25 protein-coding genes and 1 riboswitch are annotated in these 23763 nt (G+C 39.3%); of the genes, 16 read left to right on the top strand and 9 right to left on the bottom strand.

The annotated features are described in order from the left end of the window. Nucleotides 1–6: 6 nt before the first annotated feature. Nucleotides 7–702, bottom strand: coding sequence for a DNA-3-methyladenine glycosylase I (locus I6F65_RS12275; protein ID WP_024600032.1), 696 nt, complete (start codon nucleotides 700–702; stop codon nucleotides 7–9). 192 nt (nucleotides 703–894) lie between these two features. Continuing rightward, nucleotides 895–1095, top strand: a riboswitch (Lysine riboswitch). A gap of 191 nt (nucleotides 1096–1286) precedes the next feature. Here I6F65_RS12275 and dapA point away from each other — a divergent pair. From dapA to I6F65_RS12250, 5 genes are all read left to right on the top strand, one after another. After that, nucleotides 1287–2171, top strand: a complete 885-nt coding sequence (dapA, locus tag I6F65_RS12270) for a 4-hydroxy-tetrahydrodipicolinate synthase (RefSeq protein ID WP_024610398.1) — start codon at nucleotides 1287–1289, stop codon at nucleotides 2169–2171. A 15-nt stretch (nucleotides 2172–2186) separates the two neighbouring features. Then, entirely contained in the window at nucleotides 2187–2927 is a 741-nt protein-coding gene (locus I6F65_RS12265) for a 2,3,4,5-tetrahydropyridine-2,6-dicarboxylate N-succinyltransferase (RefSeq protein WP_024610397.1), read from the top strand. Beyond that, on the top strand, nucleotides 2927–4132 hold the full coding sequence (locus I6F65_RS12260; protein ID WP_197113079.1) for a PLP-dependent decarboxylase: 1206 nt from the start codon (nucleotides 2927–2929) through the stop codon (nucleotides 4130–4132). Before I6F65_RS12265 ends, I6F65_RS12260 begins: the two co-directional genes overlap by 1 nt. A gap of 5 nt (nucleotides 4133–4137) precedes the next feature. Next, the gene (locus I6F65_RS12255; RefSeq protein WP_197113077.1) at nucleotides 4138–5259 is read left to right on the top strand and encodes a succinylglutamate desuccinylase/aspartoacylase family protein; all 1122 of its coding nucleotides are present in this window, start codon (nucleotides 4138–4140) and stop codon (nucleotides 5257–5259) included. A 214-nt stretch (nucleotides 5260–5473) separates the two neighbouring features. Further along, complete coding sequence (locus I6F65_RS12250) at nucleotides 5474–6511, top strand: phospholipase A (RefSeq protein WP_024610394.1); 1038 nt, start codon at nucleotides 5474–5476, stop codon at nucleotides 6509–6511. 70 nt (nucleotides 6512–6581) lie between these two features. Here the strand turns inward: I6F65_RS12250 and I6F65_RS12245 are convergent, their stop codons facing one another. Further along, nucleotides 6582–7475, bottom strand: coding sequence for a bifunctional GNAT family N-acetyltransferase/hotdog fold thioesterase (locus I6F65_RS12245; RefSeq protein ID WP_024612578.1), 894 nt, complete (start codon nucleotides 7473–7475; stop codon nucleotides 6582–6584). A gap of 235 nt (nucleotides 7476–7710) precedes the next feature. Between I6F65_RS12245 and I6F65_RS12240 the strand changes: the two genes are divergently transcribed. Continuing rightward, nucleotides 7711–8424, top strand: coding sequence for a spermidine synthase (locus I6F65_RS12240; protein ID WP_197113075.1), 714 nt, complete (start codon nucleotides 7711–7713; stop codon nucleotides 8422–8424). On the opposite strand, the gene dtd is transcribed toward I6F65_RS12240, so the two are convergent. Together dtd and I6F65_RS12230 are read right to left on the bottom strand one after the other, a co-directional pair. Then, nucleotides 8421–8858, bottom strand: a complete 438-nt coding sequence (dtd, locus tag I6F65_RS12235) for a D-aminoacyl-tRNA deacylase (protein WP_197113073.1) — start codon at nucleotides 8856–8858, stop codon at nucleotides 8421–8423. The two genes, I6F65_RS12240 and dtd, sit on opposite strands and share 4 nt — an antisense overlap. Continuing rightward, the gene (locus I6F65_RS12230; RefSeq protein ID WP_197113070.1) at nucleotides 8859–9764 is read right to left on the bottom strand and encodes a virulence factor BrkB family protein; all 906 of its coding nucleotides are present in this window, start codon (nucleotides 9762–9764) and stop codon (nucleotides 8859–8861) included. It abuts the gene before it with no gap. Between the two features lie 87 nt (nucleotides 9765–9851). Between I6F65_RS12230 and I6F65_RS12225 the strand changes: the two genes are divergently transcribed. The 3 genes from I6F65_RS12225 (at nucleotide 9852) to I6F65_RS12215 (ending at nucleotide 12458) form a co-directional block, all read left to right on the top strand. Then, nucleotides 9852–10508: a DUF2959 domain-containing protein gene (locus tag I6F65_RS12225; RefSeq protein ID WP_024612582.1), complete on the top strand. Its 657-nt coding sequence runs from the start codon at nucleotides 9852–9854 to the stop codon at nucleotides 10506–10508. Between the two features lie 74 nt (nucleotides 10509–10582). After that, nucleotides 10583–11662 (top strand): MBL fold metallo-hydrolase, encoded by a 1080-nt coding sequence (locus I6F65_RS12220; protein WP_197113068.1) that lies wholly within the window; start codon nucleotides 10583–10585, stop codon nucleotides 11660–11662. A 67-nt stretch (nucleotides 11663–11729) separates the two neighbouring features. Continuing rightward, entirely contained in the window at nucleotides 11730–12458 is a 729-nt protein-coding gene (locus I6F65_RS12215) for a CBM9 family sugar-binding protein (protein ID WP_197113066.1), read from the top strand. A gap of 297 nt (nucleotides 12459–12755) precedes the next feature. Here I6F65_RS12215 and I6F65_RS12210 read toward each other — a convergent pair whose 3' ends face one another. The 3 genes from I6F65_RS12210 to typA all read right to left on the bottom strand — a co-directional run bounded on the left by I6F65_RS12210 (nucleotide 12756) and on the right by typA (nucleotide 15820). Further along, nucleotides 12756–13166 (bottom strand): hypothetical protein, encoded by a 411-nt coding sequence (locus tag I6F65_RS12210; protein ID WP_197113064.1) that lies wholly within the window; start codon nucleotides 13164–13166, stop codon nucleotides 12756–12758. Further along, nucleotides 13145–13561, bottom strand: coding sequence for a hypothetical protein (locus tag I6F65_RS12205; RefSeq protein WP_197113062.1), 417 nt, complete (start codon nucleotides 13559–13561; stop codon nucleotides 13145–13147). Before I6F65_RS12205 ends, I6F65_RS12210 begins: the two co-directional genes overlap by 22 nt. Before the next feature lie 435 nt (nucleotides 13562–13996). Continuing rightward, nucleotides 13997–15820 carry a translational GTPase TypA gene (gene typA, locus I6F65_RS12200; protein WP_024613031.1) on the bottom strand — a complete coding sequence of 608 codons (1824 nt, stop codon included), beginning with the start codon at nucleotides 15818–15820 and terminating at the stop codon, nucleotides 13997–13999. 507 nt (nucleotides 15821–16327) lie between these two features. On the opposite strand from typA, the gene glnA reads away from it, so the two are divergent. From glnA to I6F65_RS12175, 5 genes are all read left to right on the top strand, one after another. Then, nucleotides 16328–17734, top strand: a complete 1407-nt coding sequence (gene glnA / locus I6F65_RS12195; protein WP_024613030.1) for a glutamate--ammonia ligase — start codon at nucleotides 16328–16330, stop codon at nucleotides 17732–17734. A 115-nt stretch (nucleotides 17735–17849) separates the two neighbouring features. Continuing rightward, the gene (locus I6F65_RS12190) at nucleotides 17850–18371 is read left to right on the top strand and encodes a DUF4124 domain-containing protein (RefSeq protein ID WP_166109377.1); all 522 of its coding nucleotides are present in this window, start codon (nucleotides 17850–17852) and stop codon (nucleotides 18369–18371) included. Nucleotides 18372–18455: 84 nt separating this feature from the next. Then, nucleotides 18456–19526, top strand: a complete 1071-nt coding sequence (gene glnL / locus I6F65_RS12185) for a nitrogen regulation protein NR(II) (protein ID WP_166109378.1) — start codon at nucleotides 18456–18458, stop codon at nucleotides 19524–19526. A 14-nt stretch (nucleotides 19527–19540) separates the two neighbouring features. After that, complete coding sequence (gene ntrC, locus I6F65_RS12180) at nucleotides 19541–20926, top strand: nitrogen regulation protein NR(I) (protein WP_166109379.1); 1386 nt, start codon at nucleotides 19541–19543, stop codon at nucleotides 20924–20926. Nucleotides 20927–20955: 29 nt separating this feature from the next. Next, nucleotides 20956–21414, top strand: coding sequence for a cyclic nucleotide-binding domain-containing protein (locus tag I6F65_RS12175; protein WP_166109380.1), 459 nt, complete (start codon nucleotides 20956–20958; stop codon nucleotides 21412–21414). A 9-nt stretch (nucleotides 21415–21423) separates the two neighbouring features. Here I6F65_RS12175 and I6F65_RS12170 read toward each other — a convergent pair whose 3' ends face one another. Next, nucleotides 21424–22086, bottom strand: coding sequence for a hypothetical protein (locus I6F65_RS12170; RefSeq protein ID WP_166109381.1), 663 nt, complete (start codon nucleotides 22084–22086; stop codon nucleotides 21424–21426). Between the two features lie 56 nt (nucleotides 22087–22142). After that, nucleotides 22143–22430: a hypothetical protein gene (locus I6F65_RS12165; protein WP_024613024.1), complete on the bottom strand. Its 288-nt coding sequence runs from the start codon at nucleotides 22428–22430 to the stop codon at nucleotides 22143–22145. Nucleotides 22431–22675: 245 nt separating this feature from the next. On the opposite strand from I6F65_RS12165, the gene I6F65_RS12160 reads away from it, so the two are divergent. Beyond that, nucleotides 22676–23059, top strand: a complete 384-nt coding sequence (locus I6F65_RS12160) for an RNA-binding S4 domain-containing protein (protein ID WP_166109382.1) — start codon at nucleotides 22676–22678, stop codon at nucleotides 23057–23059. Between the two features lie 100 nt (nucleotides 23060–23159). Next, nucleotides 23160–23588, top strand: a complete 429-nt coding sequence (locus tag I6F65_RS12155) for a hypothetical protein (protein ID WP_197113061.1) — start codon at nucleotides 23160–23162, stop codon at nucleotides 23586–23588. The last annotated feature ends 175 nt before the right edge of the window (nucleotides 23589–23763 follow it).

Raw genomic sequence — 23763 nt, 5'->3', positions numbered from 1 at the left:
TTCCTATTATTGCTGGCTTATACCAACACGGTTATCGCCTACACCATAGGCCACAATTAAGCTTAGTTCTTGCATGCTTAAACCACTTTGCTTTTGCATTTCATTAAAAAAAGCTTGGGCTGCACTCAGTGACTTTTTAGTTTGTAAGCCACCGTCTATAATTTTATGAGCACGTAAGTAATTCTCTACATCGCGTGATAATAAAAAGGTATCTTTACCAAGTGCTCGCAGCGCATAAGGTCCTGTATTTCCGCCTAAACGCGAACCATGCTTTTTTAAATACGCCCATAAACCAATAATATCGTCTGTTGGCCAATTAGCGACAAACTGGCTAAAACTGCCATGCTCTTGTGCTATTTCGTGGATCATGTAAGCATTTTCGGTAATTGTTTTTACTTTTTTGTAGTTACGAACAATACGCTCATCCGTTGCTTTTTGTTCTAGCATATCGGGTGGCATCATTAATAATTTATCAACGCTAAAATCCCAAAAAACCTCTCTAAAGCCCGGCCACTTATTATTAATTACTGACCAATAAAAGCCGCTTTGAAATACTTTTCGAGTAAATTCTTCAAGCCAATCGTCGTCACTTAACGTGCTTAGTTGTTTTTTAGATAGCGGTTTTGCAAGTAATAACTTAAGCATTTTTTCAGAGCCTTTTCGCTCTACCGCTCGCTTATAAATATCGCTAAATTTTTCCATCTGATTAATGCCTTACTTCTACTATGGGGCTAGTGTACGAGAAAAGCACCCAATACGTAACCACCCCTCTTTTCGATGAATTAATCTGTATTTAGTAGCTTGACACCCAGATGGCTAAAATGCTTTAATCGCTGCAATTACCCTATTTAAATTGCACAGGCTTGTAAGTTTTTACTCTACAAACAGGTGCAAAGGGCTAGAAGAGGTGCGTTATTCAGGTAGCGTATGTTAGGAGCGCAAACTCCAGTGAACATACGTGAGGGGAATTAACGCCGAGAAGTAATCACTTTTGCGAGGTGTTTATTTCGGGCGACTAGGTTGAACCCTAGCGACTGTCACCAATAGCTGCTTATAAAAAGCAGCTTATTAGTTTGGTGGAGAGCTTCTGGTCTTAAATATTAAGGCCGTGCGCCCTATTATTTTAAGCCCATTCGCTCTTCGAATTATTAGTTCGAACGACGTTAATGCGGCTCCTTCCATAAAGCTTTTTTAACTCTTCGAATAATACCAATTGCATTAAATTAGTTATCGCTAAAATGATCACGTTTTTAATAAAATTGGTACAAATTATAAGTTCGTGAGAGATGATCAACAACTTCAATTTAAACGACTACTCATTGTGGACCGCGCTCGTTACGCCATTTGATCAACACGGCGATGTTGACTACAACACGTTAACCAAGCTGGTTAGCGATCAAGAAGCGGCACATAACGGTATTTTACTACTTGGCAGTACAGGCGAAGGTTTAGCACTAACGCTAAAAGAGCAACAAGCCATTGTTGAACACGTGTGCCAACTAAAACCAGCAGTGCCATTAATGGTTGCTGTTGGCGGTAGTAATCTAAAGCAACAAATTGAGTGGGTTAACTACTGTAATAAACTACCTATTCATAGCTTTTTACTTGGCTCGCCGCTTTATGCAAAACCCGGTGCTATAGGTCAAACCCATTGGTTTGAAAGCCTACTTAATGCAAGCGCTCACCCGTGTATGCTTTATAACGTACCGGGTCGAAGTGCTATTAGCATCCCAACGGCAACAATTCAAAACTTACAAAACAATAAAAATTTATGGGCGTTAAAAGAAGCGAGCGGCAGCATTGCTCAGTTTGAGGCTTATCGACAAGCAGCGCCTAATTTAGCTATTTTTAGTGGCGACGATGCGCTAATGCCATATTTTGCACAAGCAGGTGCAAAAGGTTTAGTGTCGGTAGCTGCAAACGCATGGCCAGCACAAACTCATGAGTTTGTTAAGCGCAGCTTAAGTGGTCAACACCCTAATTTATTTGCTCAGTGGTCAAGCGCTATTAATAGCCTATTTGCTGTCGCAAACCCTATTCCCGTAAAGGTATTAATGCATTTGCAAGGGCGATTAACAAGCCCGCAATTGCGTCCACCTTTAACACACCTTGAGTTAACTCAAACCGATTGCATCACAACTGCAAACAACACCATTTTATCTTGGCATTAAACACAGGTTTTTATAATGAGCTGGTTAGAACTATTAAATAATTTAGAATCGGGCGCAGTACGCGCAGCATCACAAAACGAAAGCGGCCAATGGCAAGCTAACGTAGAAGTAAAACAAGGCATTTTAGAAGCCTTTAAAAATGGCACTAATACTGAGTTTGCAGGTGGCTTTGTTGATAAGCATAACCTAGCTCCGCAAGAATTTAGTACTGAAGATGGCGTACGTATGGTGCCAGGTGGCTCTAGTGTTCGCCGTGGTGCTTATGTTGCTAAAGGCACCATTATTATGCCACCAGCGTATGTAAACATTGGTGCATACATCGACGAAGGCACAATGGTTGATAGCCATGCATTAGTTGGTTCGTGTGCGCAAGTAGGTAAAAACGTACATTTAAGTGCTGCAGTGCAGCTTGGTGGTGTACTTGAGCCAATTGGTGCAAGCCCAGTCGTTGTAGAAGACGATGCTTTTATTGGTGCAGGCTGTATTATTGTTGAAGGCGTAGTCATTAAAAAAGGCGCAGTACTTGCCCCTGGCGTGCGTTTATCAGCGACTATTCCGGTATACGACTGCGTAAACGAGCGCCAACTTGATAAAGGCGAGCCAATCCCTGAGTACGCTATTGTAATACCAGGCTCTCGCCCTGCTTCAAACGAATGGGCGCGCGAGCAAGGCTTAAGTATGTCGTGTGCGTTAATTGTTAAATACCGCGACGAGAAAAGCGATGCATCGTTATTGCTTGAAGAGGTTTTACGATAATGAGTTTTTTGAGCACGCCTATCAAAGCCGCTGTAAATACAATTACACAACAACTTGATACACCTTTTTTTGTTTACGACTTAGATAAACTAAACACGCACCTTGCGCGTTTAGTTGCGCAAACCGACGTAAAACTATGGTACGCCGTTAAAGCAAACCCATTGTCTAAAATTATTCAAAGCTTAGACAACGCTGGTTTTAATTTTGACGTAGCAAGTAAAGGTGAGCTTGAGCAAGTACTAGCACAAGGTATTAGCTCACAGCGCGTGCTCAACACAGGGCCTGCAAAAAGCCCTAAACAAATTAAACACTTTATTGAGCGCGGCGTGCGTATATTCGTAGCCGAAAGCCTCAATCAAGTACATTGGTTAAACCAACAAGCACAATTACAAAATACACAGTTACAAGTATTACTGCGTGTACAATTACGCTGGCCTGAAGGTGAAAAAAACCCACTGGGTGGCGACAGCCTCACACCATTTGGTTTGGGTTGTGATGAGTGGCAAGCGCTCAATGTAGCCGACTACCCTGCACTTAAGTTTGACGGCTTACATATTTTTCAGTGGGGCAACATGCTTAGCACACAAAAGCTAAGCGAATTGTGGTCACAAATGATTGCACCACTTAGCCAACTTGCCAGCGATTTAAATATCAGCCTTAAAATTCTCGATTTAGGTGGCGGCTTAGGTATTCCTTATACACAAAGCGAAACAACACTTGATTGGGATGACTTAATAGCTGCACTCGCTAAAATTAAAAATGATGCGGGCGTAGAAGAGTTATGGATGGAACTTGGTCGTTATGCCGTGGGCGAATGTGGTCATTACGCAAACCCAGTAATAGAGCGCAAACAAAACTATAATCAACAGCAAGTAATTTTAAGCGGCGGTATAAATCATTTGTTACGCCCTGCTGTTACCAGCCAAGATTTTCCTGCTGCGTTACTGCGTGAATCCAGTGCTAAAACTCAAGCGGTCACTTTATACGGTCCGCTTTGTACAGCGCTTGATTGCTTAGGTGAACATAACCTACCAAGCGATTTAAATGAGCACGACTGGCTAGTGTTTAGCCAATGCGGTGCTTACGGCTTTACCGAAAGTATGCCGTATTTTTTATGCCATGAGCTAGCCGCCGAGTACACATTGCAAAACGGTAAACTTACCTGCGTTCGCCAAGCCGAAAATGCTAGCCACTACTTAAGGTAATAAGCATGAGTAATACAACACACATCAGCCAAGAGAACATTGTAGTAGGGGAAGTTGCAAACGGCTTACCACTTACAATTCCGGTCTATCGCTTAAAAGGCGATGGCACAGGGCCTAGTGTTTATGTTCAGGCCAATATGCATGGCGCCGAAGTACAAGGCAACGCGGTTATTTTTCAGCTACTTGAGCAGCTAAAAAACTTAAACCTTAATGGCGATATTACCCTTGTGCCCTACGCTAACCCAATTGGTTGTAATCAAAAATCTGGCGAGTTTACCCTTGGCAGGTTCGATCCGATTACGGGTACCAATTGGAATCGCATGTATCACTACAATAAAAATTTAGTGACACAGTTTGCACAAAATCATACTCAGTATGACGACGCTACATTAAAAAGTAACTTCAAACAGGCGCTTATTGACGAAGTTGACAGCAAACTCAACGGTCCTGCTTATTTACTTAATACGGGTAAACGCATTGCGCTTAACTTACAAAAGCTCGCTCATCAGGCTGATATAGTACTCGATTTACACACAGGTCCTATTTCAAGCAAGCATTTGTACTGCCCAACCTACGCAACCGACAGCGCGCGTTATTTTAATATTGAGCATGTATTGCTTATCCCTAGTGATTTTGACGGCGCTATGGACGAAGCTAACTTTTGCCCATGGTGGCATTTAAGTGATGCACTTAGCGAGCAAGGCCGTGAATTATCAATACCTGTAGAAGCGTTTACGGTAGAGCTCGGCAGCCAAGAAAAAATAGATTTAAAAGAAGCACTAAACGATGCTAACAGCATTTTAAGTTACTTAAATCACAAAGGTGTTTTACAAAATGCAACGCACACTCCAGCTGATATAACCCGCTATGCGTGTAATTTAGATGACTACTTTGCTTATTACGCCCCCATTGGCGGTATGGTTGAATACATAGCACCACTTGGCGGACACATTAAAGCCGGTGAGCCTATTGCTAATATTTTGCGAATGGAGCGCTACTTAAGCGAGCAACCACTGCAAACGCTCACCCTAGATTGCGATGCAATAGCTATTCTGCACTTTGCATCTGCAAGTGTTAACCAAGGCACTGAACTTTATAAATTTTTTACTAACGTATTTGAGCTTTAGCTCACCCTTCTCATTGCGTGAGAGTAAATTAACTGTGTTGTTAATTTGCATTAGAAAAGCGGCTTAGGCCGCTTTTCTTTTGATCTGTATTTATCTCTAATACGTATAAGATAACATCTGAGAGCAAATTCAGTAAAAGTTCACCGTTACATATGTAAAAAGGCGTTATAATCAAATTAACGTACTAACCCACCGAACTCACAAAGGAATTACAATGAGCTGGCGCCACTGGATCACTCTTTCTGCTTTAATAAGTACAGCTGCCTTCGCACAAGAAGATGAAGCTCCTACAAATGAGCAAAATAACGATATTGAGCTTGTAAAGCAGTGTATTTTAAATGAAGTAATCGGCGGAGATGGCAAACAAACTCTCGACGATTTACGTGAGAAATGTTCAGCTCTTGAAGAAGACAAACAACTTACCGCGCTTGATAAACGCCAAGCACGTGAGCAAGTGGGCAAAAAAAATAGAAATGTAATTACACCACACAAACGTAACTATATTTTACCTCTTTCGTATGTATCACATCCAAACGATCGCCCTTTCGATGGTTTTGATGAATTAACAGATGATAACGATGGCGAGCCACTCGATAACCTAGAAGCAAAATATCAGCTTTCAATCAAAGTGCCTCTTTATGATAATTTTTCTGATGAAGACCAAGCCATATTTTTTGGTTTTACACTTCAGTCATATTGGCAGCTTTATAACTCAGAAATTTCTTCACCATTTCGTGAAACTAACTATGAGCCAGAAATATTTTGGATAAATTATCTCGACCCAGAAAACGTATTATGGGGCGACGAAATGGCAATTTCATTAGGTATTTCACATCAATCAAATGGTCGTAGCCAGCCAAACTCTCGTTCATGGAACCGTATTTATGCTGACTTTATTTGGGAAAATGAAGGCTTTGTTTTTAGCTTCAAACCTTGGTATCGCATAGCTGAGGACGAAAAAGAAGATATTTTAGATGCTAAAGGCGACGATAACCCTGATATATATAAATATATGGGTTACTTTGAATTTAGTGGAGCGTATCGCTTTCATGAGCATGAATTTAGCTTTATGACTCGTAATAATTTAAATTCAGATAATCGCGGTGCTATTCAGCTAGATTGGTCATTTCCTTTATGGGGTCGTATGCGCGGTTACGCACAATACTTTAATGGCTATGGCGAAAGCTTAATTGATTACAATGCCGATATACAGCGTATTGGTGTAGGTATATTATTAACCGATCTGCTGTAATACTTCCCTAAGTTTTACGCACAAAAAAGCCAAGCATTGCTTGGCTTTTTTGTTTAGAACAATTAAATAGTTATTTTTTTACTACAAACTGTCCTTCAAATTCAGCAACAATATCATCGCCATCAAAAATAGTGACTGGAACAAGGTAACTAGCCTTTCCGTCTGTTTCTAAATCGCTCAGCTTACCTTTACATGTTTGAATATCAACACACCCTCGTGGGTCTGTAGTAAGAGGTTTTAAATACTTAATGTTAGCGTCGGCTAATACAATATTACCTTCAAGCCCAGCTTCTTTAAGTGCTAAGTACGTAGCGCCCCATCCGGTAAGTGTTGCTAAGCTATAAATAGAACCTGCAAACATCGTGTTATGTAAGTTTAAGTTAGCGTCTAAATCTGCACTGGTTGTAAATTGCCAGTCGGTATAACTTTCTACCTTAATGCCCATCGCGTCACTAATAGGAATAGACTCACGCCACGTGTTTTGTAGCACTTGCGTCCAATTGGGGTGACGGAACCAACCTGGCTCACATGGCTTTTGTTTTACCATTTTAAAATGCTGTACATCGCCATACGCTAAATGCGCTTTTTCTTTTAATTCGTAACCGTGGCGTTTATAAAACTCAAGGGCACGTTCGCGAGCAAACAAAACCAGTTCATCAGCACTTTGTGTCCATGCTATTTTTTCAAGCTCATGTAGCAAACGACTACCAATATGCTGATTACGATTCCCCTCTGCAACCGCCATGTAACGCACTTGTGCTTGCTCATGATTATTAAAGTGCAAACGTGCTACACCTAGCACTTCGCCTTCTTTATTTTTTATAAAGCGGTGCTCAGAGTCTTGTTCCATATCGTCTTGTTCAGAGCCACGAGGCTCGCCCCAAGGCGCGCGTAAAACTTGCCAGCGCAACTGGTAATAGGCTTGCCAATCTTCGCTACTTTGTGGGGTGCTTACCTGAAACATACATACTCCTGTTGTTATATAAGCCGTAAATAAAAGTCAAAAAAGGCTACGGCTCTATACTAATTTCATTGGTTACTTAGCACGCTAAAAAATCAATAAAATTAAGTCGGTTGGTATTATTTATGGCAAATACAATACTCCATCTTAAAAAAACTGCAAATACGACTTTGGTGATGGCTATGCAATACGTAAAAAATTAATGACACTGACCATTGCGCTTTAATAAAGCTCGTTTATGCTAAAGAGCATGAACGACTATATCAATTTATCTACAGGTCTAATTAACAGCCACTTTATTGAAAACAGCCACAGCGAAGGGCTGCTACTTTATTGGCATAAATATAATGGCGACTACATTCAAGTGCGCGAGCATGGTAATTTACGATGGCTGTTAATTAATAACACGCTACAATCAGTTATTGATACCACAAACCCGCGCAGTTTACTTTTACCCCATTTACAACACTTAGCTTTGCAGTGGCAAACCTTAACTGCACCAAATAAAGTGCTTGAACTAGGTTTAGGCGGTGGTGCTATTCGTAATTACTTATCTCATAAATATCCGCAAGCAAACATTACATCCGTTGAAAAAAACGCTGATATTATTGATTGTTATACCCAGTTTTTTTCGTCAAATAAAAATGAGCGATTACTTTGCGCCGATGCACAGCAGATTTTAAAAAGTGCGCAAAATATTGATTGGATTATTTTAGATTTGTTTAGCCAAATAGACGCGCCTCGATTTTTATTTGAAGAGGCATTTTATAAAAAAATCTACTCAGCTTTAAATAACAACGGCGTGCTATTTATTAACTTTTTATCGCAGCATGAGTCGCAATTAAAGCAACTTCAGCAGCTATTACTCGATGTATTTGGTTGTAACGTCAGCCCGCAAAAAATTACGGGCTATGTAAATCATATTGTCGTGGTTACTAAAAAAGAGGCTTAAACAGATAAGTTAAACGTAACGGGCCCATCATTGCACAAGCTTACTTGCATATCGGCACCAAATTCACCTGTGGCTATTCTAAGCCCCAACTCTTTAGCTTGAGCAACAAAGTACTCGTAAAACTCGTTAGCTTGGCTTGGCGTAGCTGCAGATGAAAAACTAGGGCGCATTCCTTTTTTAGTATCAGCCGCTAAAGTAAATTGCGAAACCACTAATAGCTCACCTTTAATATCTTTAAGGCTTAGGTTCATTTTGTCGTTTTCGTCAGTAAAAATACGATAATTACTTACCTTATGTAAAAGCTTATCGGCAGTTTGTTTATCGTCGTGTTTTTCAACGCCTAGCAACAACAATATACCATTGCCAATTTCGCCTACTACTTGGTTATTAATTTCTACTTTGGCATGTTTTACGCGTTGTATTAAACCTTGCATTTAAACTTTGTCCTTTGCTGTTAGCTCATCATCTTCAAGTTCAAGCTCTGGTGTTTCTGGTACATCATTTGGGCTAATGCATGCAGTAAATTCAGCACCAAGCAAAACAACAATCCACGACAAATACACCCACACAAACAAAATAGGAATAGTTGCTACTGCGCCATAAATAACTTCGTACGAAGGAAAGTGGCTAATATAAAGTGCAAACCCTTTTTTGGTCAGCTCAAATAAAAGTGCCGCAAATAATGCCCCCGGTACGGCAGCTTTAAACGACACTCTTGTATTAGGCACTAAGGTGTAGAGCATAATAAAACCAATCATTGAAATACCATAAGGTAATAGCTTTAACAAAAACCCACTAAACCCAGGAATACCCTGATCAGCAAACGATACCAACGACACAATATAAGAAGTAACACCAATACTAGCACCAAGCAACATAGGTCCTAAGCTCAAAACCATCCAGTAAACAGCAAATGAGATCATCATTGGGCGCTTTTTCTTTATGCGCCAAATTCGATTTAGTGTGGCATCTACATTGCGTATTAACAGCAATGCAATTGCAGCTAAAAAGCCAATACCTACCGCCGTCATTTGGTTAGCGTTACCGGCAAATGAGCTAATGTGCTCTCTAATAACATCGGTAGAGGTGGGCACAAAGTTAGTAAACAAAAAGCTCTCAATTTGCATGCGCGTAGATTCAAAGCCCGGAAAAGCCGAAAATATAGCAACACCTACTGCAATAAGCGGCACTAAAGAAAGTAAAGTAACGTAGGCTAAGTAGCCAGCGTTAACCGTTATTTGATCATCTATACAACGATTAAAGTACTGCATCCACCAGCCAGGCTGTTGGCGCATAAAGGACTTAACTTGCTGTTTGTAATGTGAGAGCTTATCATTCATACAATTGACTTGTGCTTATATAGTTTTGATTATAATAACAATCAGCGCCATAATTTACAGCACTAACGCTCGTAAACAGGAATTCAAATGAAAAAACAAACATTACTTAGTGTTTCAATGCTTGTACTAACACTTACTTTATCAGGTTGCCAATCGGCTTATTATTCTGCGATGGAAAAAGTAGGTGTACACAAACGCGATATTCTTATCGACCGTGTAGAAGAAACCAAAGACTCACAACAAGAATCACAAGAAGAATTTCAATCAGCGCTTGAGCGCCTAACCACCCTTATCGATTTTAAAGGCGGTGAATTACAAGACGCGTACAACGCATTAAATGACGATTACGAGTCGAGCTTAAAAGCAGCAAACGAAGTGTCGACTAACATTGATAAAGTAGAAGACGTAGCCGAAGCGCTATTTGATGAGTGGAGCGACGAACTTGAGCAATATAAAAGCGCATCGCTTAAACGCGAAAGCAGTAAAAAGCTAGCTAACACACAGCGTCAATTTAGTACTTTATTACGCTCTATGCGCAGCGCAGAGAGCAAAATGGAACCAGTATTAACATCGCTTCATGATAATGTTTTATATTTAAAACATAACTTAAATGCGCAAGCGGTATCAGCTATTAAAGGTGAATTCACTAACCTTAAGCGTGATATTCAAGTATTAATGAACGACATGAACAAATCGATTGCCGATTCAAATAAATTTATTGAGCAAATGAATAGCGCAGGTTAATCATTTTTCTACTTTAAAAAGCCTGCTTAGCTGCAGGCTTTTTTATGTTAAAGGCATGCTAAAAGGAATTAACAATGAAAAGCTTTTTAATCGTAACGACGCTTTTATGCTTACTAACTGCCTGCGCCGCACCTAATAATATTAACCGTATTACCAGCCCCGACTCAGTTATAATTATTAACGATAAAAACGGCCGTTATAAAAATTTATACACAGGTGAAAAAACATATCCCACTACCTGTACTGAAAACTGCTACCCAGCCCACCCAGACTTACTATGTAAAACAGGCAGTGAAAACTGCCAGTATCAGGGTAAACAAACTAAGCCCCAGCTTAATACTGGCTATACCGTACGCTGGCTTGGCCACGCTAGTTTTATAATTAATGCCCCAAATGCTCAAAGTGTGCTGTTTGATCCGGTAAAAAATCAATTTGATTCTCCAGTTGCGCTTGGCTTTAAACTTGGTGGTGGTATTTATCGTAAAGCAGGCGCTTGGCCTAGTGATCAAGAACTCAAAAATATTGATGCGGTAATGTATTCGCATATTCATTACGATCATTTTAATAAAGCCGACATACAAAGTATTGGCAATAAACCTCGCTATTTAACACCACTCGGTATGGCCGACAACTTCCCCACCGGCGGTTTTAATATTACCGAAATGCCATGGTACTCAACAACCAACATTGACGACTTAGTTATTAATGCCGTGCCAGCTCATCATTTTAGCGCTCGCGTATTAGTGCCCTTTATTTACGAAGATAACAATAAAGACGCATGGAATGGCTGGTTGCTCGAACAAAATGGTAGCACCTTATTTTTTGCAGGCGATACCGGCTACTCAAAACACTTTAAAGATATACAGCAAAAATATGGCGATATTGATGTGTGCTTAATGCCTATTGCATCTTACTACAGTAAAGACAGTGGTAAATTTTATCGTTACGTCCACACCACACCAGAAGACGCGCTAAACGCAGCACAAGAGCTTAACTGCAAAGTAATGATACCGTGGGGGTATGGTAACTCAAGTTGGAAAATGGGCGATCACAGCAGTCATTTAGCCTTGCTGCGCTTATTGCATATGTACAATAAAATGGATTCAAAAGTACCGCTGTATATTTTAAACGAAGGCGAAAGTATTTCACTGTAACTAATTACTTAGCTGTTTTAAGATTGTTATTACATTAAGACAAATCCACAATAAAATTGAGAAATTAATGAAAAAATTAGCACTCGTCTTAAGCTTTTTATTAAGCGCCCCCGTAATGGCAATTGATGTTGAACACACTGCAACCCCTATTACTATTGATGGCGTATCAGAAAGCGCATGGGATAAAGCCGCTTGGCACAACATGCCTTATTTAATGGATGGCACACTGCCATCAAACGATGCTGACTTTAAAGGGCGTTACCGTTTATTGTGGGATCAAAACTACCTATACCTACAAGCCGATATTGTGGATGACGTTTTAATAGATACACACGCCGATCCAACGTATAAATATTGGGATGACGATGCGCTTGAAGTATTTATTGATAGCGATGCATCCGGTGGTAATCATCAATTTAATCACACCGCTTTGGCATACCATATTAGCCTTGATAACCAAGCCGCCGATTACGGACCTGATAAAAAAGCCCATTTGTATACCGACCACCTAGTCAGTAACTGGAAGCGCAACACCACAGCGCCCTTTAACATCACCTGGGAAGTAGCGATAAAGCTCTACCCTAATGATTATAAAGAAGGAGCTAATAACACTCCGCTCACCCTAACGCCTAAACAAGTAATAGGCTTTATGCTAGCGTACTGCGATAACGATGGCAGCGACGTGCGCGAGCACTTTATGGGCTCACACGAAGTACAGCCAGTAAACGGCGACAGAAACCGTGGATTTATAGATGCAGATGTATTTGGCAAAATCACCCTACTTCCTAAAAAGTAAGTTACTACCTAACTACCACCAACAAAATAATTAAGTAGGTTGGGTTGAGCGCAGCGAAACCCAACGAAAAAATACTCTACCAACAAACACTAGGGCTTTGCATTATCGGCTGTTTCAGCTCTTATTCTTTTACTTCTCATGCTCTTCTTCTTGTGCAAAAGATCTTTAAGTAAATTATTCACAAAGAGGTTAAGAAACAATGCGTTTTAGAGGAAGATACTGGAAGCGGTAAACATAGCACGTTTAATTCGGAAAAATAGCACAGACCTTACTATAGATATTATAAAATCAATCATATTATATATTTGAACGGTATATTAGAGAATCTTCTATAAATGTCCCATTAATGGTATTACGAGAAAAGCGGATTTCAGATATATCATTTTCATCTGTATTGATTGCAAACTTCATCAGTTGGGCAATTGGGTGGTCAATATTTGCAACTCCAATATCATTTATTGACACAATATAATCACTTTCACTTGCCTCTCCATTTGAATCTATAATTCTTTTATAAAATTCTCTAGGACCGTTTTTACCAACAAGAGGAGATGCAATAATTAATTTCCAACTCTTTTCCTCTGGGGAAAAAAGCCACAAAGCAGTTCTCACCTCTGAATTAGATTTATCTAGTCTTTGAATTAATTCTGCTCCAGAATTTATCATATTTTTAGACAAAATTTCTGTTACCAATATGTCTTTAGCCATGCCAATATTCCTGATTTATGATCTGTCACTGCGTTAAATAAATCTACTGCTCTAGTTTTTTCGATAGTACAATCGTACCTTGAGGTCTCTGTCCAGTCTTTTGCTACAGCCCAATTTAAACTAAATTCCTGATCTTCTTTTTCTTTCATGCTTAATTTCTGCTTTAAACCTGCTGTGCCTAATAATTCTGATAGTTTGTGAGTATGACTGGCATTTGCAAGATGCTTACTTGGGAAATCAAACTCCTTTACTTGCTTTGCAATACAAGCTTTGAAAGCACATTCTAAAGCATATCCGACCAAATAATACGCACCATGAAAATTATTAGATTCAAGTAATGCTTTAGATTCAGCAATTCTTATACCCACTAACTTTTCTAAATCAAATTTATTCATATAATATATACTTAAAAATGGATACCTACAGGAACATAACATAAAGCTAGCAGAAAAAGTTAAACGAAGCTAACCGCTTGCTTACTTTCATCCTAAATTATCTTTTTATTAACTCTTAATTAATCAGATCGCATAACTGTATCTTTGTAATTATACCCACGACTACAAACACATAGAGCATTTCGTTTTTTCTAACTCTACCTATTGGATTAGTTATTCAATGGGCGTCAGTGATGTCTGAACCTTCCGTAGCCTGATAAACATCATTCACGAGCAGCCGGTGTTTAATCAACTAAGCTTGAAAAGGCGTATTATTCTGAGTTAAAAACTGTCTAGTGAAAGCAGGGAAGTCCAGCCCACTTATCTACAAACACAAAAAAGCCGCTGTATTTTTCAATACAGCGGCTTTTAAAATCACAATTCTAAATTAATAGATTATGCTTTAGGTCCACGACCTGCACGTTTACGTTCGTTTTCTGTAAGGTAACGCTTACGAATACGAATGTTTAGTGGAGTTACTTCAACTAGCTCGTCATCATCGATGAACTCAAGCGCTTGCTCAAGTGAGTAGTTAAGGTGTGGAGAAAGCGTTTGCGCTTCATCAGTACCAGATGCACGTACGTTAGTTAACTGCTTGCCTTTAAGGGCGTTAACTGTAAGGTCGTTATCACGGTTATGAATACCGATAACCATACCTTCGTATACTTCAACACCGTGACCGATGAATAAACGGCCGCGTTCTTGTAAGTTGAATAATGCGTTAGTAAGTGCTTTACCAGTTGCGTTTGCAATCATTACGCCGTTCTTACGAACACCGATGTCGCCACCTTTGTGAGGACCGTAATGATCGAACGTATGGTACATAAGACCAGAACCCGAAGTAAGCGTCATGAAATCAGTTTGGAAACCAATTAAACCACGGCTAGGGATCATGAAGTCTAAACGCATACGGCCTTTGCCATCTGGAGTCATGTTAGTAAGTTCACCTTTACGTAGGCCAACTTGCTCCATAACAGAACCTTGGTGCTCGTCTTGACAGTCAATAGTAACTGTTTCAAACGGTTCTTCTAGAACGCCATCTACAGTACGTAAGATAACTTCTGGACGAGAAACTGAAAGCTCGTAACCTTCACGACGCATGTTCTCGATTAAGATACCTAGGTGTAATTCACCACGACCAGAAACACGGAAGCTATCTGGGCTACCAGTATCTTCAACGCGAAGTGCTACGTTGTGTACTAATTCTTTGTCTAAACGTTCACGGATATTACGTGACGTTACAAACTTACCTTCTTTACCACAGAAAGGTGAGTTATTTACAGAGAATGTCATTGTTACAGTTGGCTCATCAACACTTAGTGGTGGTAATGCTTCAACGTTTCCTGGGAAACAAACTGTATCAGAAATCTTAAGCTCACCAATACCTGTTACAGTTACGATGTTACCAGCGTAAGCTCTTTCAGTTTCGATACGTTCAAGACCTAGGTAGCTTTGTACTGCGCCAATTTTACCATTACGTGTAGTGCCATCAGCACTGATAATAGTAACTTGTTGGTTAGGAGCAACAGAACCACGTTTAATACGACCAATACCAACTACACCAACATAAGAGTTGTAATCTAGTTGAGAAATTTGCATTTGGAAGTCACCTTCAGGATCTGCATCCGGTGGTGATACTTCGTCAACGATCATCTTGAACATAGGTTCCATGTTGTCTGATGGCTCGTCTAAATCTAGTGTTGCCCAGCCGTTGATTGCTGAAGCGTAGATTACTTTAAAATCTAACTGTTCGTCAGTTGCGCCAAGGTTGTCGAATAAATCAAAGATTTGATCCATAACCCAATCAGGACGTGAACCAGGCTTATCAATTTTATTGATAACTACGATTGGCTTTAAGCCTTGCGCGAATGCCTTTTGCGTAACGAAACGCGTTTGTGGCATTGGACCTTCTTGAGCATCAACAAGTAATAATACTGAGTCAGCCATCGAAAGTACGCGTTCAACTTCACCACCGAAATCGGCGTGTCCCGGAGTATCTACGATATTGATATGGTAGTCGTTCCAAGAAATGGCTGTGTTTTTAGCCAAAATGGTAATACCACGTTCTTTCTCAATGTCGTTTGAGTCCATCACGCGCTCTTCGTTACCGCCGCGTGTTTCTAATGTACCTGATTGCTCAAGTAGTTTGTCAACCAGTGTTGTTTTACCGTGGTCAACGTGCGCGATAATCGCTATATTTCTTAACTTTTCGATGCTCATATATTTACTCAGAGAAATTAAATTCTCATTGATCCTGCAAGATCTACGCACTCATCTGCGTTTTCACGAGATGTCCAAGCATAGGATTTAAAAGGGCGCATATTATCCCTCATTAATGACATGGATGAAAGTTTATCCAATACATATTTTAAAACTTTCTCAATACTTTCACTAAGTATCTGTTTTATATATGACATTTAGATGAATTAAATTTTGATTAATTTCAGAAAAACAGCCATTTTTGCCATTTTACAGATATTTTTGGTACTCTTTTACATTTAAGTTATGCTAATTTAGTGTGATTAAATTAGCAACAAATTACACCGTGTAAAACTTGCACCAAAAGGGACTTTTTACGCACCAATAAAGTGCACCAATTTGATCCATTTTGTAGCATCTTAATTTTTTTAATTTATAAACATATAGTTATAAAAATGGCACAAAATCAGCTTGGTAAATGCCAAAGCAATTACGCAGCAATAACAAAACCCAATAGTTGGAGGACACATGTCGCAATCGGTTTTAGATTTTATTAAAGAAAATGACGTTAAGTTCATTGATTTACGCTTTACTGACACTAAGGGTAAAGAACAACATGTATCTATTCCTCATCACCAAGTTGATGAAGACTTTTTCGAAGACGGTAAAATGTTCGATGGCTCTTCAATCGCTGGTTGGAAAGGCATAAACGAATCAGACATGGTATTAATGCCAGTTCCTGAATCAATCAAACTAGACCCTTTCACAGAAGAAACAACTTTAATCGTTCGTTGTGATGTAGTTGAGCCTTCAACTCTTCAAGGTTATGAGCGCGACCCTCGTTCAGTTGCTAAGCGCGCTGAAGAGTACATGAAGTCTACTGGTATTGCAGATACCGTTTTATTTGGTCCTGAGCCAGAGTTTTTTGTATTTGACGATGTTAAATATAAATCAGATATGTCTGGTTCAATGTACAAAATTGATTCTAAGCAAGCAGCTTGGAACTCAGATAAAGAATATGCAGATGGCAATACAGGTCATCGTCCTGGTGTTAAAGGCGGTTACTTCCCAGTTGCTCCTGTTGATGATTTCCAAGATTGGCGTTCAGCTACGTGTCTAGTTCTAGAAGAAATGGGCCAAGTAGTAGAAGCACATCACCACGAAGTAGCTACAGCGGGTCAAAACGAAATCGCTACTCGCTTTAATACAATGGTATTAAAAGCGGATGAAATTCAAGAAATGAAATATGTTATCCACAACATGGCTCACTTATACGGTAAAACAGCAACGTTTATGCCTAAGCCAGTTGTTGGTGATAACGGTTCTGGTATGCATTGTCACCAGTCACTTGCTAAAGACGGTGTAAACCTTTTTGCAGGCGACAAGTACGGCGGTCTTTCTGAAGATGCTCTTTACTACATTGGCGGCATCATCAAGCATGCTAAAGCAATTAACGCTTTTGCAAATGCATCTACTAACTCGTACAAACGTTTAGTACCAGGTTTTGAAGCACCAGTTATGCTTGCATACTCTGCACGTAACCGTTCTGCATCAATCCGTATCCCAGTGGTTCCATCTGAAAAAGGTCGTCGTATTGAAGTACGCTTCCCGGATCCAACTGCTAACCCATACCTTGCTTTCTCAGCAATGCTTATGGCTGGCCTTGATGGTATTAAAAATAAGATCCACCCTGGCGATGCAATGGATAAAGATTTATACGACTTACCAGCTGAAGAAGCAGCAGAAATTCCAACTGTTGCAGCATCACTTGACGAAGCACTATCTGCACTTAGCGCAGACCGTGAATTCTTAACTCAAGGTGGTGTATTCACTGATGATTTAATTGATGCTTACATTGGTCTTAAATCTAAAGAAGTAGAAAAGCTTAACATGACAACTCACCCAGTTGAGTTTGAAATGTACTACAGCTGTTAATTTATTAGCTGTTAAATAATGTGTGTTCTCAAGCCCGCTTTGCGGGCTTTTTTAATGGTAAATTTAATCAATCTCCACTAAAGTTAAGTTATCGTAAAAAATGCAAGGTTGCAGGGTGAATAACAAGATTTTATTACTAATAATTGCTTTAGGATTAAGTAATTATGGTTATGCTGGTGAAACAAAGATTTACGCTTGGAAAGATAAAAATGGCGTACTTGTGTTTTCAGACACACCACATAAAGGCGCGACGGAGGTAAAGCTCACGAGCCAAAATCTTACTATGCCTGCTACTAATACCGATATTTTAAACACAGAAGACCAACCTAAAAATACAGCATTTAATATTACGATTTCGTCACCAGAGCATAATCAAACTATTCGTGAAAATACGGGAACTGTTTATGTTACCAGCCGCATAACACCACGGTACGAAAGTGGATTTACAATACAGCTTTTTATTGATGGTAAAGCAAATGGTCCAGCCGGCGTTGATTCAACATTTGCAATAAGAGATGTAAAGCGCGGTGAACATACGTTACAAGTAAAACTTTTTAATAAAAACAATCAAATTATTGCCGTAAGCCAACCTTGTGTGTTTTTTATGCACAGAAAAGGCTTAACTCTAGGCAGATAAATTACAGCTTGATATTTAGGCGCCGCAGTCCATTTTACTAAAATAACTTGCCTGCAAACATTAGCGCACTAAAATGGTGCAACTATGATTAACAATGAAAATTTTAGCCCTGAGCTACTTGATGCCATTTGGCAAAATCAAACAACAGCAGTCATGCTACTTGATAAAAACTTCACCGTTGTTTATGCCAACACCAGCACTAGTGAGTTACTAGGCCTTGGTACTAAACGCTTGTTAGAGCAACCTTTCGATAGCCTTTTTAACTACCATTCAATTGATTTAAAACGCATTGAGCAGTATTCATTGATAGATGGCGTAGATTGCCAGCAACACAGAGCTGACGTGGTGTTTAGCGACTCTCGCCACGCCAAAGTTGCAGTAAGTTCAAGACGAATAAAGTTTAAAGATACGTTGTATATTTTATTGGAGTGGCGCCAAACCGATGATGAAATAAAGCACGATCAAGCATCAAATCAAATGCACCAATACCAAGCTGCACGCAACTTAATTCGTGGTCTTGCCCATGAAATAAAAAATCCTTTAGGTGGAATTCGCGGAGCGGCGCAGTTATTGCAGTATGAAGTTGATCAACAAGAAAGAGATCAATGTGCCGAGCTCATAATTGAGCAAGCAGACAGATTATGTGAATTAGTTGATAGGCTCCTAGGACCAAACCAACTTCCGCAAAAATCTTATGGCAACATACATCAGACTCTGGAATCAGTTATTAGGTTAAGCACATTAGATAATTGTTCTAATATTTGCTTAGCAAAAGATTACGACCCAAGCATTCCTGATGTGTACATTGACCAAGGTAAAATACAGCAAGTAGTACTAAATATTGTGCGCAATGCTCAGCAGGCGCTTGTAGATGGCGGTGAAATAAAAATAAAAACCCGTATAAACCATCAACATCGTCGCCCAGGAAAAGCGCCTAAAAAAGCCTTGTTGATCCAAATATCTGATAACGGACCAGGCATAGATCATAGCGTACGCGAAACATTGTTTTACCCGATGACCACTAACAAAGAAGGTGGTTCTGGGTTGGGGCTTTCTATAGCGCAAACACTCATTGATCAGCACGATGGCTACATTGAATGTGATAGCTGGCCTGGACATACTGAATTTAATATCTATCTGCCCTTTGCAGATTAATGTTTGGAGTTTGCATGAAAACAGTTTGGCTTGTAGATGATGATGCCTCAATTCGCTTTGTACTTGAAAAGGCACTAACCCGAGCAGGGTTTAACACGGAAAGCTTTGCTAATGCGCAAGATGTATTAAGTGCATTAAAATTTAGCCAACCAGCTGTTTTGGTGTCTGATGTAAAAATGCCAGGTATGGATGGCATGGCTTTACTTGAGCTTATAGCAGAGCAAAATCCTGGGTTACCGGTAATTATAATGACCGCACACTCAGATTTAGACTCAGCCGTTAATGCGTTTCAAAAAGGGGCTTTTGAGTACCTTGCTAAGCCGTTTGATTTAAACGAAGCGGTTGCTCTTGTTGAAAGCGCATTTAGAGCAAACTCCACTAAAAAAACTAAACGCAAACAAGCTCCTCCTAAAAGTGCGCACATAATTGGTGAAGCACCCGCAATGCAAGAAGTGTTCAGAGCGATAGGTAAACTATCGGCTTCTAGCATGAGCGTGCTTATTAATGGCGAATCGGGTACCGGTAAAGAGCTTGTTGCAAGTGCTCTGCATAACCATAGCCCACGTAAAGAAAATCAGTTTATTGCACTTAATATGGCAGCAATTCCTAAAGAACTTGTTGAGTCTGAGCTCTTTGGTCACGAAAAAGGCGCATTTACAGGCGCAGATAGTGTTCGTAAAGGTCGCTTTGAACAAGCCAATGGCGGAACATTATTTTTAGATGAAATTGGTGATATGCCACTCGATGTACAAACTCGCTTACTACGCGTACTTGCCGATGGTGAGTTTTATCGCGTTGGTGGACATCAAAGTATAAAAGTAGATGTACGTATTATTGCAGCTACACACCAAAATCTTGAAGATTTAGTAAAACAAGGGAAGTTTAGGGATGATTTGTTTCATCGCCTAAACGTAGTGCGTCTTCGCTTGCCAGCTCTTCGTGAACGTACCGAAGATATTGAACGCTTATCACAACACTTTTTACACAAAAGCGCCAAAGACCTACAAGTAGAAAGCAAAGTACTTAGCCCTAAAGCCACCGAACAATTACGTTTATTTAATTGGCCTGGTAATGTACGCCAGCTTGAAAACACCTGCCGCTGGCTTACTGTTATGGCTCCTGGGGAACTTGTTACCGAACAAGATTTACCACCAGAGATTCTTGATGCGTCACCAACGCAAGAAGAAGGTGATTGGTTAGATGCATTTCAGCAATGGCTTAATCAGGAACTAAAACAGGGTAAAGAAAATATCTGGCCTGATATTCAAGCACAATTAGAAACACGCTTAATTAAAACAGCATTAGCTAATTGCTCTGGCCACAAACAAGATGCTGCAATAAAAATTGGTTGGGGACGCAACACGTTGACCCGAAAATTAAAAGAGCGCAATATTAGTTAATTAAACGCTTTTAACAAATTTGGTTATTGATGAAGCTAATAGAACATATTCCTTTATTTAAACAAATGGAAATTATAAACAGGCTGCACTTTTTTAAAGAATTTACGCTTAACGAGCGCCAAGTATTATTGGAGTCGTTCGGCCTGTTGTATTTAGTAAGCCAGCACCAGTTTTTATTTAAGCAATACGATAACGACAAGCGCTTGTACATTGTACTTAGCGGCGCGTTATTAGTATTTAAGCATAACCATTTACTGGAGCTTGGTACTATAGAGCCTGGTGAATTTATAGGTGAAGGCGCCTTTATAAATAATCGAGAGCGCAGTACTAGCGCACGCGCCAAGACCGACACCATAGTACTCGCTATTACCCCTGAAGCCCTCACTCGTTTACCTAATGTGATCCGCGAAAAAATTAAAGACCGAATTATAGAGGGAATGAGTCTGCGTATTGCAAAACTTAGTGAACATATAGAAACTCACGGTTAACTCTATCACTCAGTCCATATAAACAATTTGTAGTGAGCAATTAAGCCAATCTGGTTTGTCTACATGCGCATTATAGGTAAAAGTATCTGACGGTTTTTGACCAAAGGGTGTGCTTATATTAGGTGTGATATGCGTATACGATTGCGACGTATTTTGATAATAAATAACTAAATACTGTTTAAAAAGCTCCCAATTCAAAAACGTTTTTACACCACTTGGTAATGTAAATTGAGCCTTTTTTTCGTTAAATGAAACACGCATATTATTATATTTATCGTTTGAGCAGCCCGTTGTAAGCATAATATTTGGCATGCTCAGAAGAGTGCTTTTAGAAGTCGACCGTAAATAAAAACCTATATTCCCATTAGTGTAATGATGATTATCTGCCGAGCTGTAAACAATGTCAGGTTTAAACCCCATACTCTGCATTATTAGCGTTAACTGTTCTAACTGTCCGTTATCAACGTTTTTATAAGACACAATTAACGTCGCATCTTGGTACGCTTTTGGTATTGCAATGCTTTGGTATTGATAAGGTAAGGTTTGAGCAGCCAGTCTAGTTTCTAGCTGCTGCTTTTGATTTGCACTCAATGCTTGCGTATAAACATACACAGTGGGCTGCTGACACGCACTTAATAAAATGACTAAGCACGCTAAAAGTATATTTTTCATCATCAACCTCGAATAGATTACACTTGTAGTCTATTCGGTTTTCGATAAATAGCAAATCAGTTAATTTGGTTATCTAACCAAGCATCAACACTTTTACGAGTATATAAAACTTCTTTAAATAAACGATGGCGCTCGAATTCAAGTATCGATTTTCTATTGGTAACACCGCTTATTAACCGGCTATGATAATCATTAAATTTTGAAATCACTGAAAAACCACGTTCAGCATCTTCTTTTTGCTCTTTTACCTGAGTACTAAGGTGCGACCTTACATCATCTGCAGTTAACATATCTGAATTATCTAAGCCCATTAGCTCTTTTTTCATTGCTAATCTTACGCCCATTTCCTACTCCACTTAATGAAAACTATTTAATCCGCCAGAGCTTTAGCAATTAGCGAGCCATACGTAAAATTGATTGCAATAAAGCTTAACCTTCAATTGCTTCAGTTTTTTTAAAGACAGATAAAATACATAAAAACTTTCATAACTATTTACGTATTACGTTTAGTTAAAGTTACTTGCTTTGGTGCAAAAGTAGCTGCAAGCCTTTATACTACAGCTTGTGCGTTACCCCACCGAGAGCAAATATGAACGAAGAATATATAGAAATAGAATTAGAAGAAGAGCCAATTGAACTCTGCAAATTACTAAAAGTACTAAACTTAGTTGAAGGTGGCGGCCAAGCTAAAAACCTAATTACTGAAGGCTATGTGGGTGTTAACCATGAAATTTGTACAATAAAGCGGAAAAAATTATACAGTGGCGATGTATTAGAATTTGATGGTGAGTTTTTTCAACTTGCGTTAAATGAAGATGCAGTGCCTGCAGAAAAACCTGCTGTGCAGACTCAAACTGAGGCAAAGCAAGCTGCATCACAACCCGCAAGTCAACCTGCTAAAGCTAAGCGTAAGCGAACTAAAAAACCAAAGGTAGATGATAAAACAGGTCGTCGTCCTATTTCGTTTGGCTAAGTATTTAAAGTCCTCTTTTTATATAAAAAGGTCAACTTGTTAAGTTGGCCTTTTTACTCTTTAATAACCTAGTTAATAACAATAAAAACAAGGTTATAAAATGTCTGCCACACCACCTAAAAATTGGTTTAAACCTACGGTATGGGCCGCTCTAGTGTGGAACTTACTTGGCGTTATTGCATTTATTATACAAATGATGATGACACCAGAAATGATAAGTAAACTACCTTTAGATCAACAAGCTGCATACTCTAATATTCCTATTTGGTCTACAATCGCATTTGCTATTGCTGTATTAGGAGGTACTTTGGGTTGTCTTTTTTTACTTGCTAAAAACTCGTTAGCAGCTCCCACTTTTACGCTATCGCTCGGCGCTATTTTAATTCAACAATATTATAATTTTGTGGTCATAAACAGTATTGAGCTACTTGGCGCAAGTGCGGTATTTATGCCTATATTTGTAATTATAATTGCTGTAGCTCTGCTTTATTTAAGTATTAAGGCTAAGCAACAAGGTTGGTTACAATAATTAATATGGGTCGAAATAGCTTTTGGCCCTTTTATCCTCTTTTAAATTCCCCTTGAAATTAAAGTTTTTAGCATCATCTCTACTATATTAACTGTATAAAATTCGTTCTCTAAACGCGATTTTTTACACTGGTATGTACTTTGCAACTCGAACATTACAGAGGTCACTCTTCAAA

Source organism: Pseudoalteromonas sp. SWXJZ94C, from assembly GCF_015864385.1.
Classification (GTDB): domain Bacteria; phylum Pseudomonadota; class Gammaproteobacteria; order Enterobacterales; family Alteromonadaceae; genus Pseudoalteromonas.
Note: the sequence above shows the minus strand (reverse complement) of the source record. Positions and strands in the feature narration are given on the sequence as shown.

Excerpts from the sequence above, each read along its gene's own strand:
- I6F65_RS12205 (WP_197113062.1), bottom strand. The coding sequence starts at position 13,561 with ATGAATAAATTTGATTTAGAAAAGTTAGTGGGTATAAGAATTGCTGAA.
- I6F65_RS12260 (WP_197113079.1), top strand. The coding sequence starts at position 2,927 with ATGAGTTTTTTGAGCACGCCTATCAAAGCCGCTGTAAATACAATTACA.
- typA (WP_024613031.1), bottom strand. The coding sequence starts at position 15,820 with ATGAGCATCGAAAAGTTAAGAAATATAGCGATTATCGCGCACGTTGAC.
- I6F65_RS12165 (WP_024613024.1), bottom strand. The coding sequence starts at position 22,430 with ATGGGCGTAAGATTAGCAATGAAAAAAGAGCTAATGGGCTTAGATAAT.
- I6F65_RS12220 (WP_197113068.1), top strand. The coding sequence starts at position 10,583 with ATGAAAAGCTTTTTAATCGTAACGACGCTTTTATGCTTACTAACTGCC.
- I6F65_RS12240 (WP_197113075.1), top strand. The coding sequence starts at position 7,711 with ATGCTAAAGAGCATGAACGACTATATCAATTTATCTACAGGTCTAATT.
- I6F65_RS12275 (WP_024600032.1), bottom strand. The coding sequence starts at position 702 with ATGGAAAAATTTAGCGATATTTATAAGCGAGCGGTAGAGCGAAAAGGC.
- I6F65_RS12230 (WP_197113070.1), bottom strand. The coding sequence starts at position 9,764 with ATGAATGATAAGCTCTCACATTACAAACAGCAAGTTAAGTCCTTTATG.
- I6F65_RS12175 (WP_166109380.1), top strand. The coding sequence starts at position 20,956 with ATGAAGCTAATAGAACATATTCCTTTATTTAAACAAATGGAAATTATA.
- I6F65_RS12170 (WP_166109381.1), bottom strand. The coding sequence starts at position 22,086 with ATGAAAAATATACTTTTAGCGTGCTTAGTCATTTTATTAAGTGCGTGT.
- I6F65_RS12255 (WP_197113077.1), top strand. The coding sequence starts at position 4,138 with ATGAGTAATACAACACACATCAGCCAAGAGAACATTGTAGTAGGGGAA.
- I6F65_RS12215 (WP_197113066.1), top strand. The coding sequence starts at position 11,730 with ATGAAAAAATTAGCACTCGTCTTAAGCTTTTTATTAAGCGCCCCCGTA.
- I6F65_RS12250 (WP_024610394.1), top strand. The coding sequence starts at position 5,474 with ATGAGCTGGCGCCACTGGATCACTCTTTCTGCTTTAATAAGTACAGCT.
- ntrC (WP_166109379.1), top strand. The coding sequence starts at position 19,541 with ATGAAAACAGTTTGGCTTGTAGATGATGATGCCTCAATTCGCTTTGTA.
- I6F65_RS12225 (WP_024612582.1), top strand. The coding sequence starts at position 9,852 with ATGAAAAAACAAACATTACTTAGTGTTTCAATGCTTGTACTAACACTT.
- dapA (WP_024610398.1), top strand. The coding sequence starts at position 1,287 with ATGATCAACAACTTCAATTTAAACGACTACTCATTGTGGACCGCGCTC.
- I6F65_RS12265 (WP_024610397.1), top strand. The coding sequence starts at position 2,187 with ATGAGCTGGTTAGAACTATTAAATAATTTAGAATCGGGCGCAGTACGC.
- I6F65_RS12245 (WP_024612578.1), bottom strand. The coding sequence starts at position 7,475 with ATGTTTCAGGTAAGCACCCCACAAAGTAGCGAAGATTGGCAAGCCTAT.
- glnA (WP_024613030.1), top strand. The coding sequence starts at position 16,328 with ATGTCGCAATCGGTTTTAGATTTTATTAAAGAAAATGACGTTAAGTTC.
- I6F65_RS12160 (WP_166109382.1), top strand. The coding sequence starts at position 22,676 with ATGAACGAAGAATATATAGAAATAGAATTAGAAGAAGAGCCAATTGAA.
- dtd (WP_197113073.1), bottom strand. The coding sequence starts at position 8,858 with ATGCAAGGTTTAATACAACGCGTAAAACATGCCAAAGTAGAAATTAAT.
- I6F65_RS12210 (WP_197113064.1), bottom strand. The coding sequence starts at position 13,166 with ATGGCTAAAGACATATTGGTAACAGAAATTTTGTCTAAAAATATGATA.
- glnL (WP_166109378.1), top strand. The coding sequence starts at position 18,456 with ATGATTAACAATGAAAATTTTAGCCCTGAGCTACTTGATGCCATTTGG.
- I6F65_RS12155 (WP_197113061.1), top strand. The coding sequence starts at position 23,160 with ATGTCTGCCACACCACCTAAAAATTGGTTTAAACCTACGGTATGGGCC.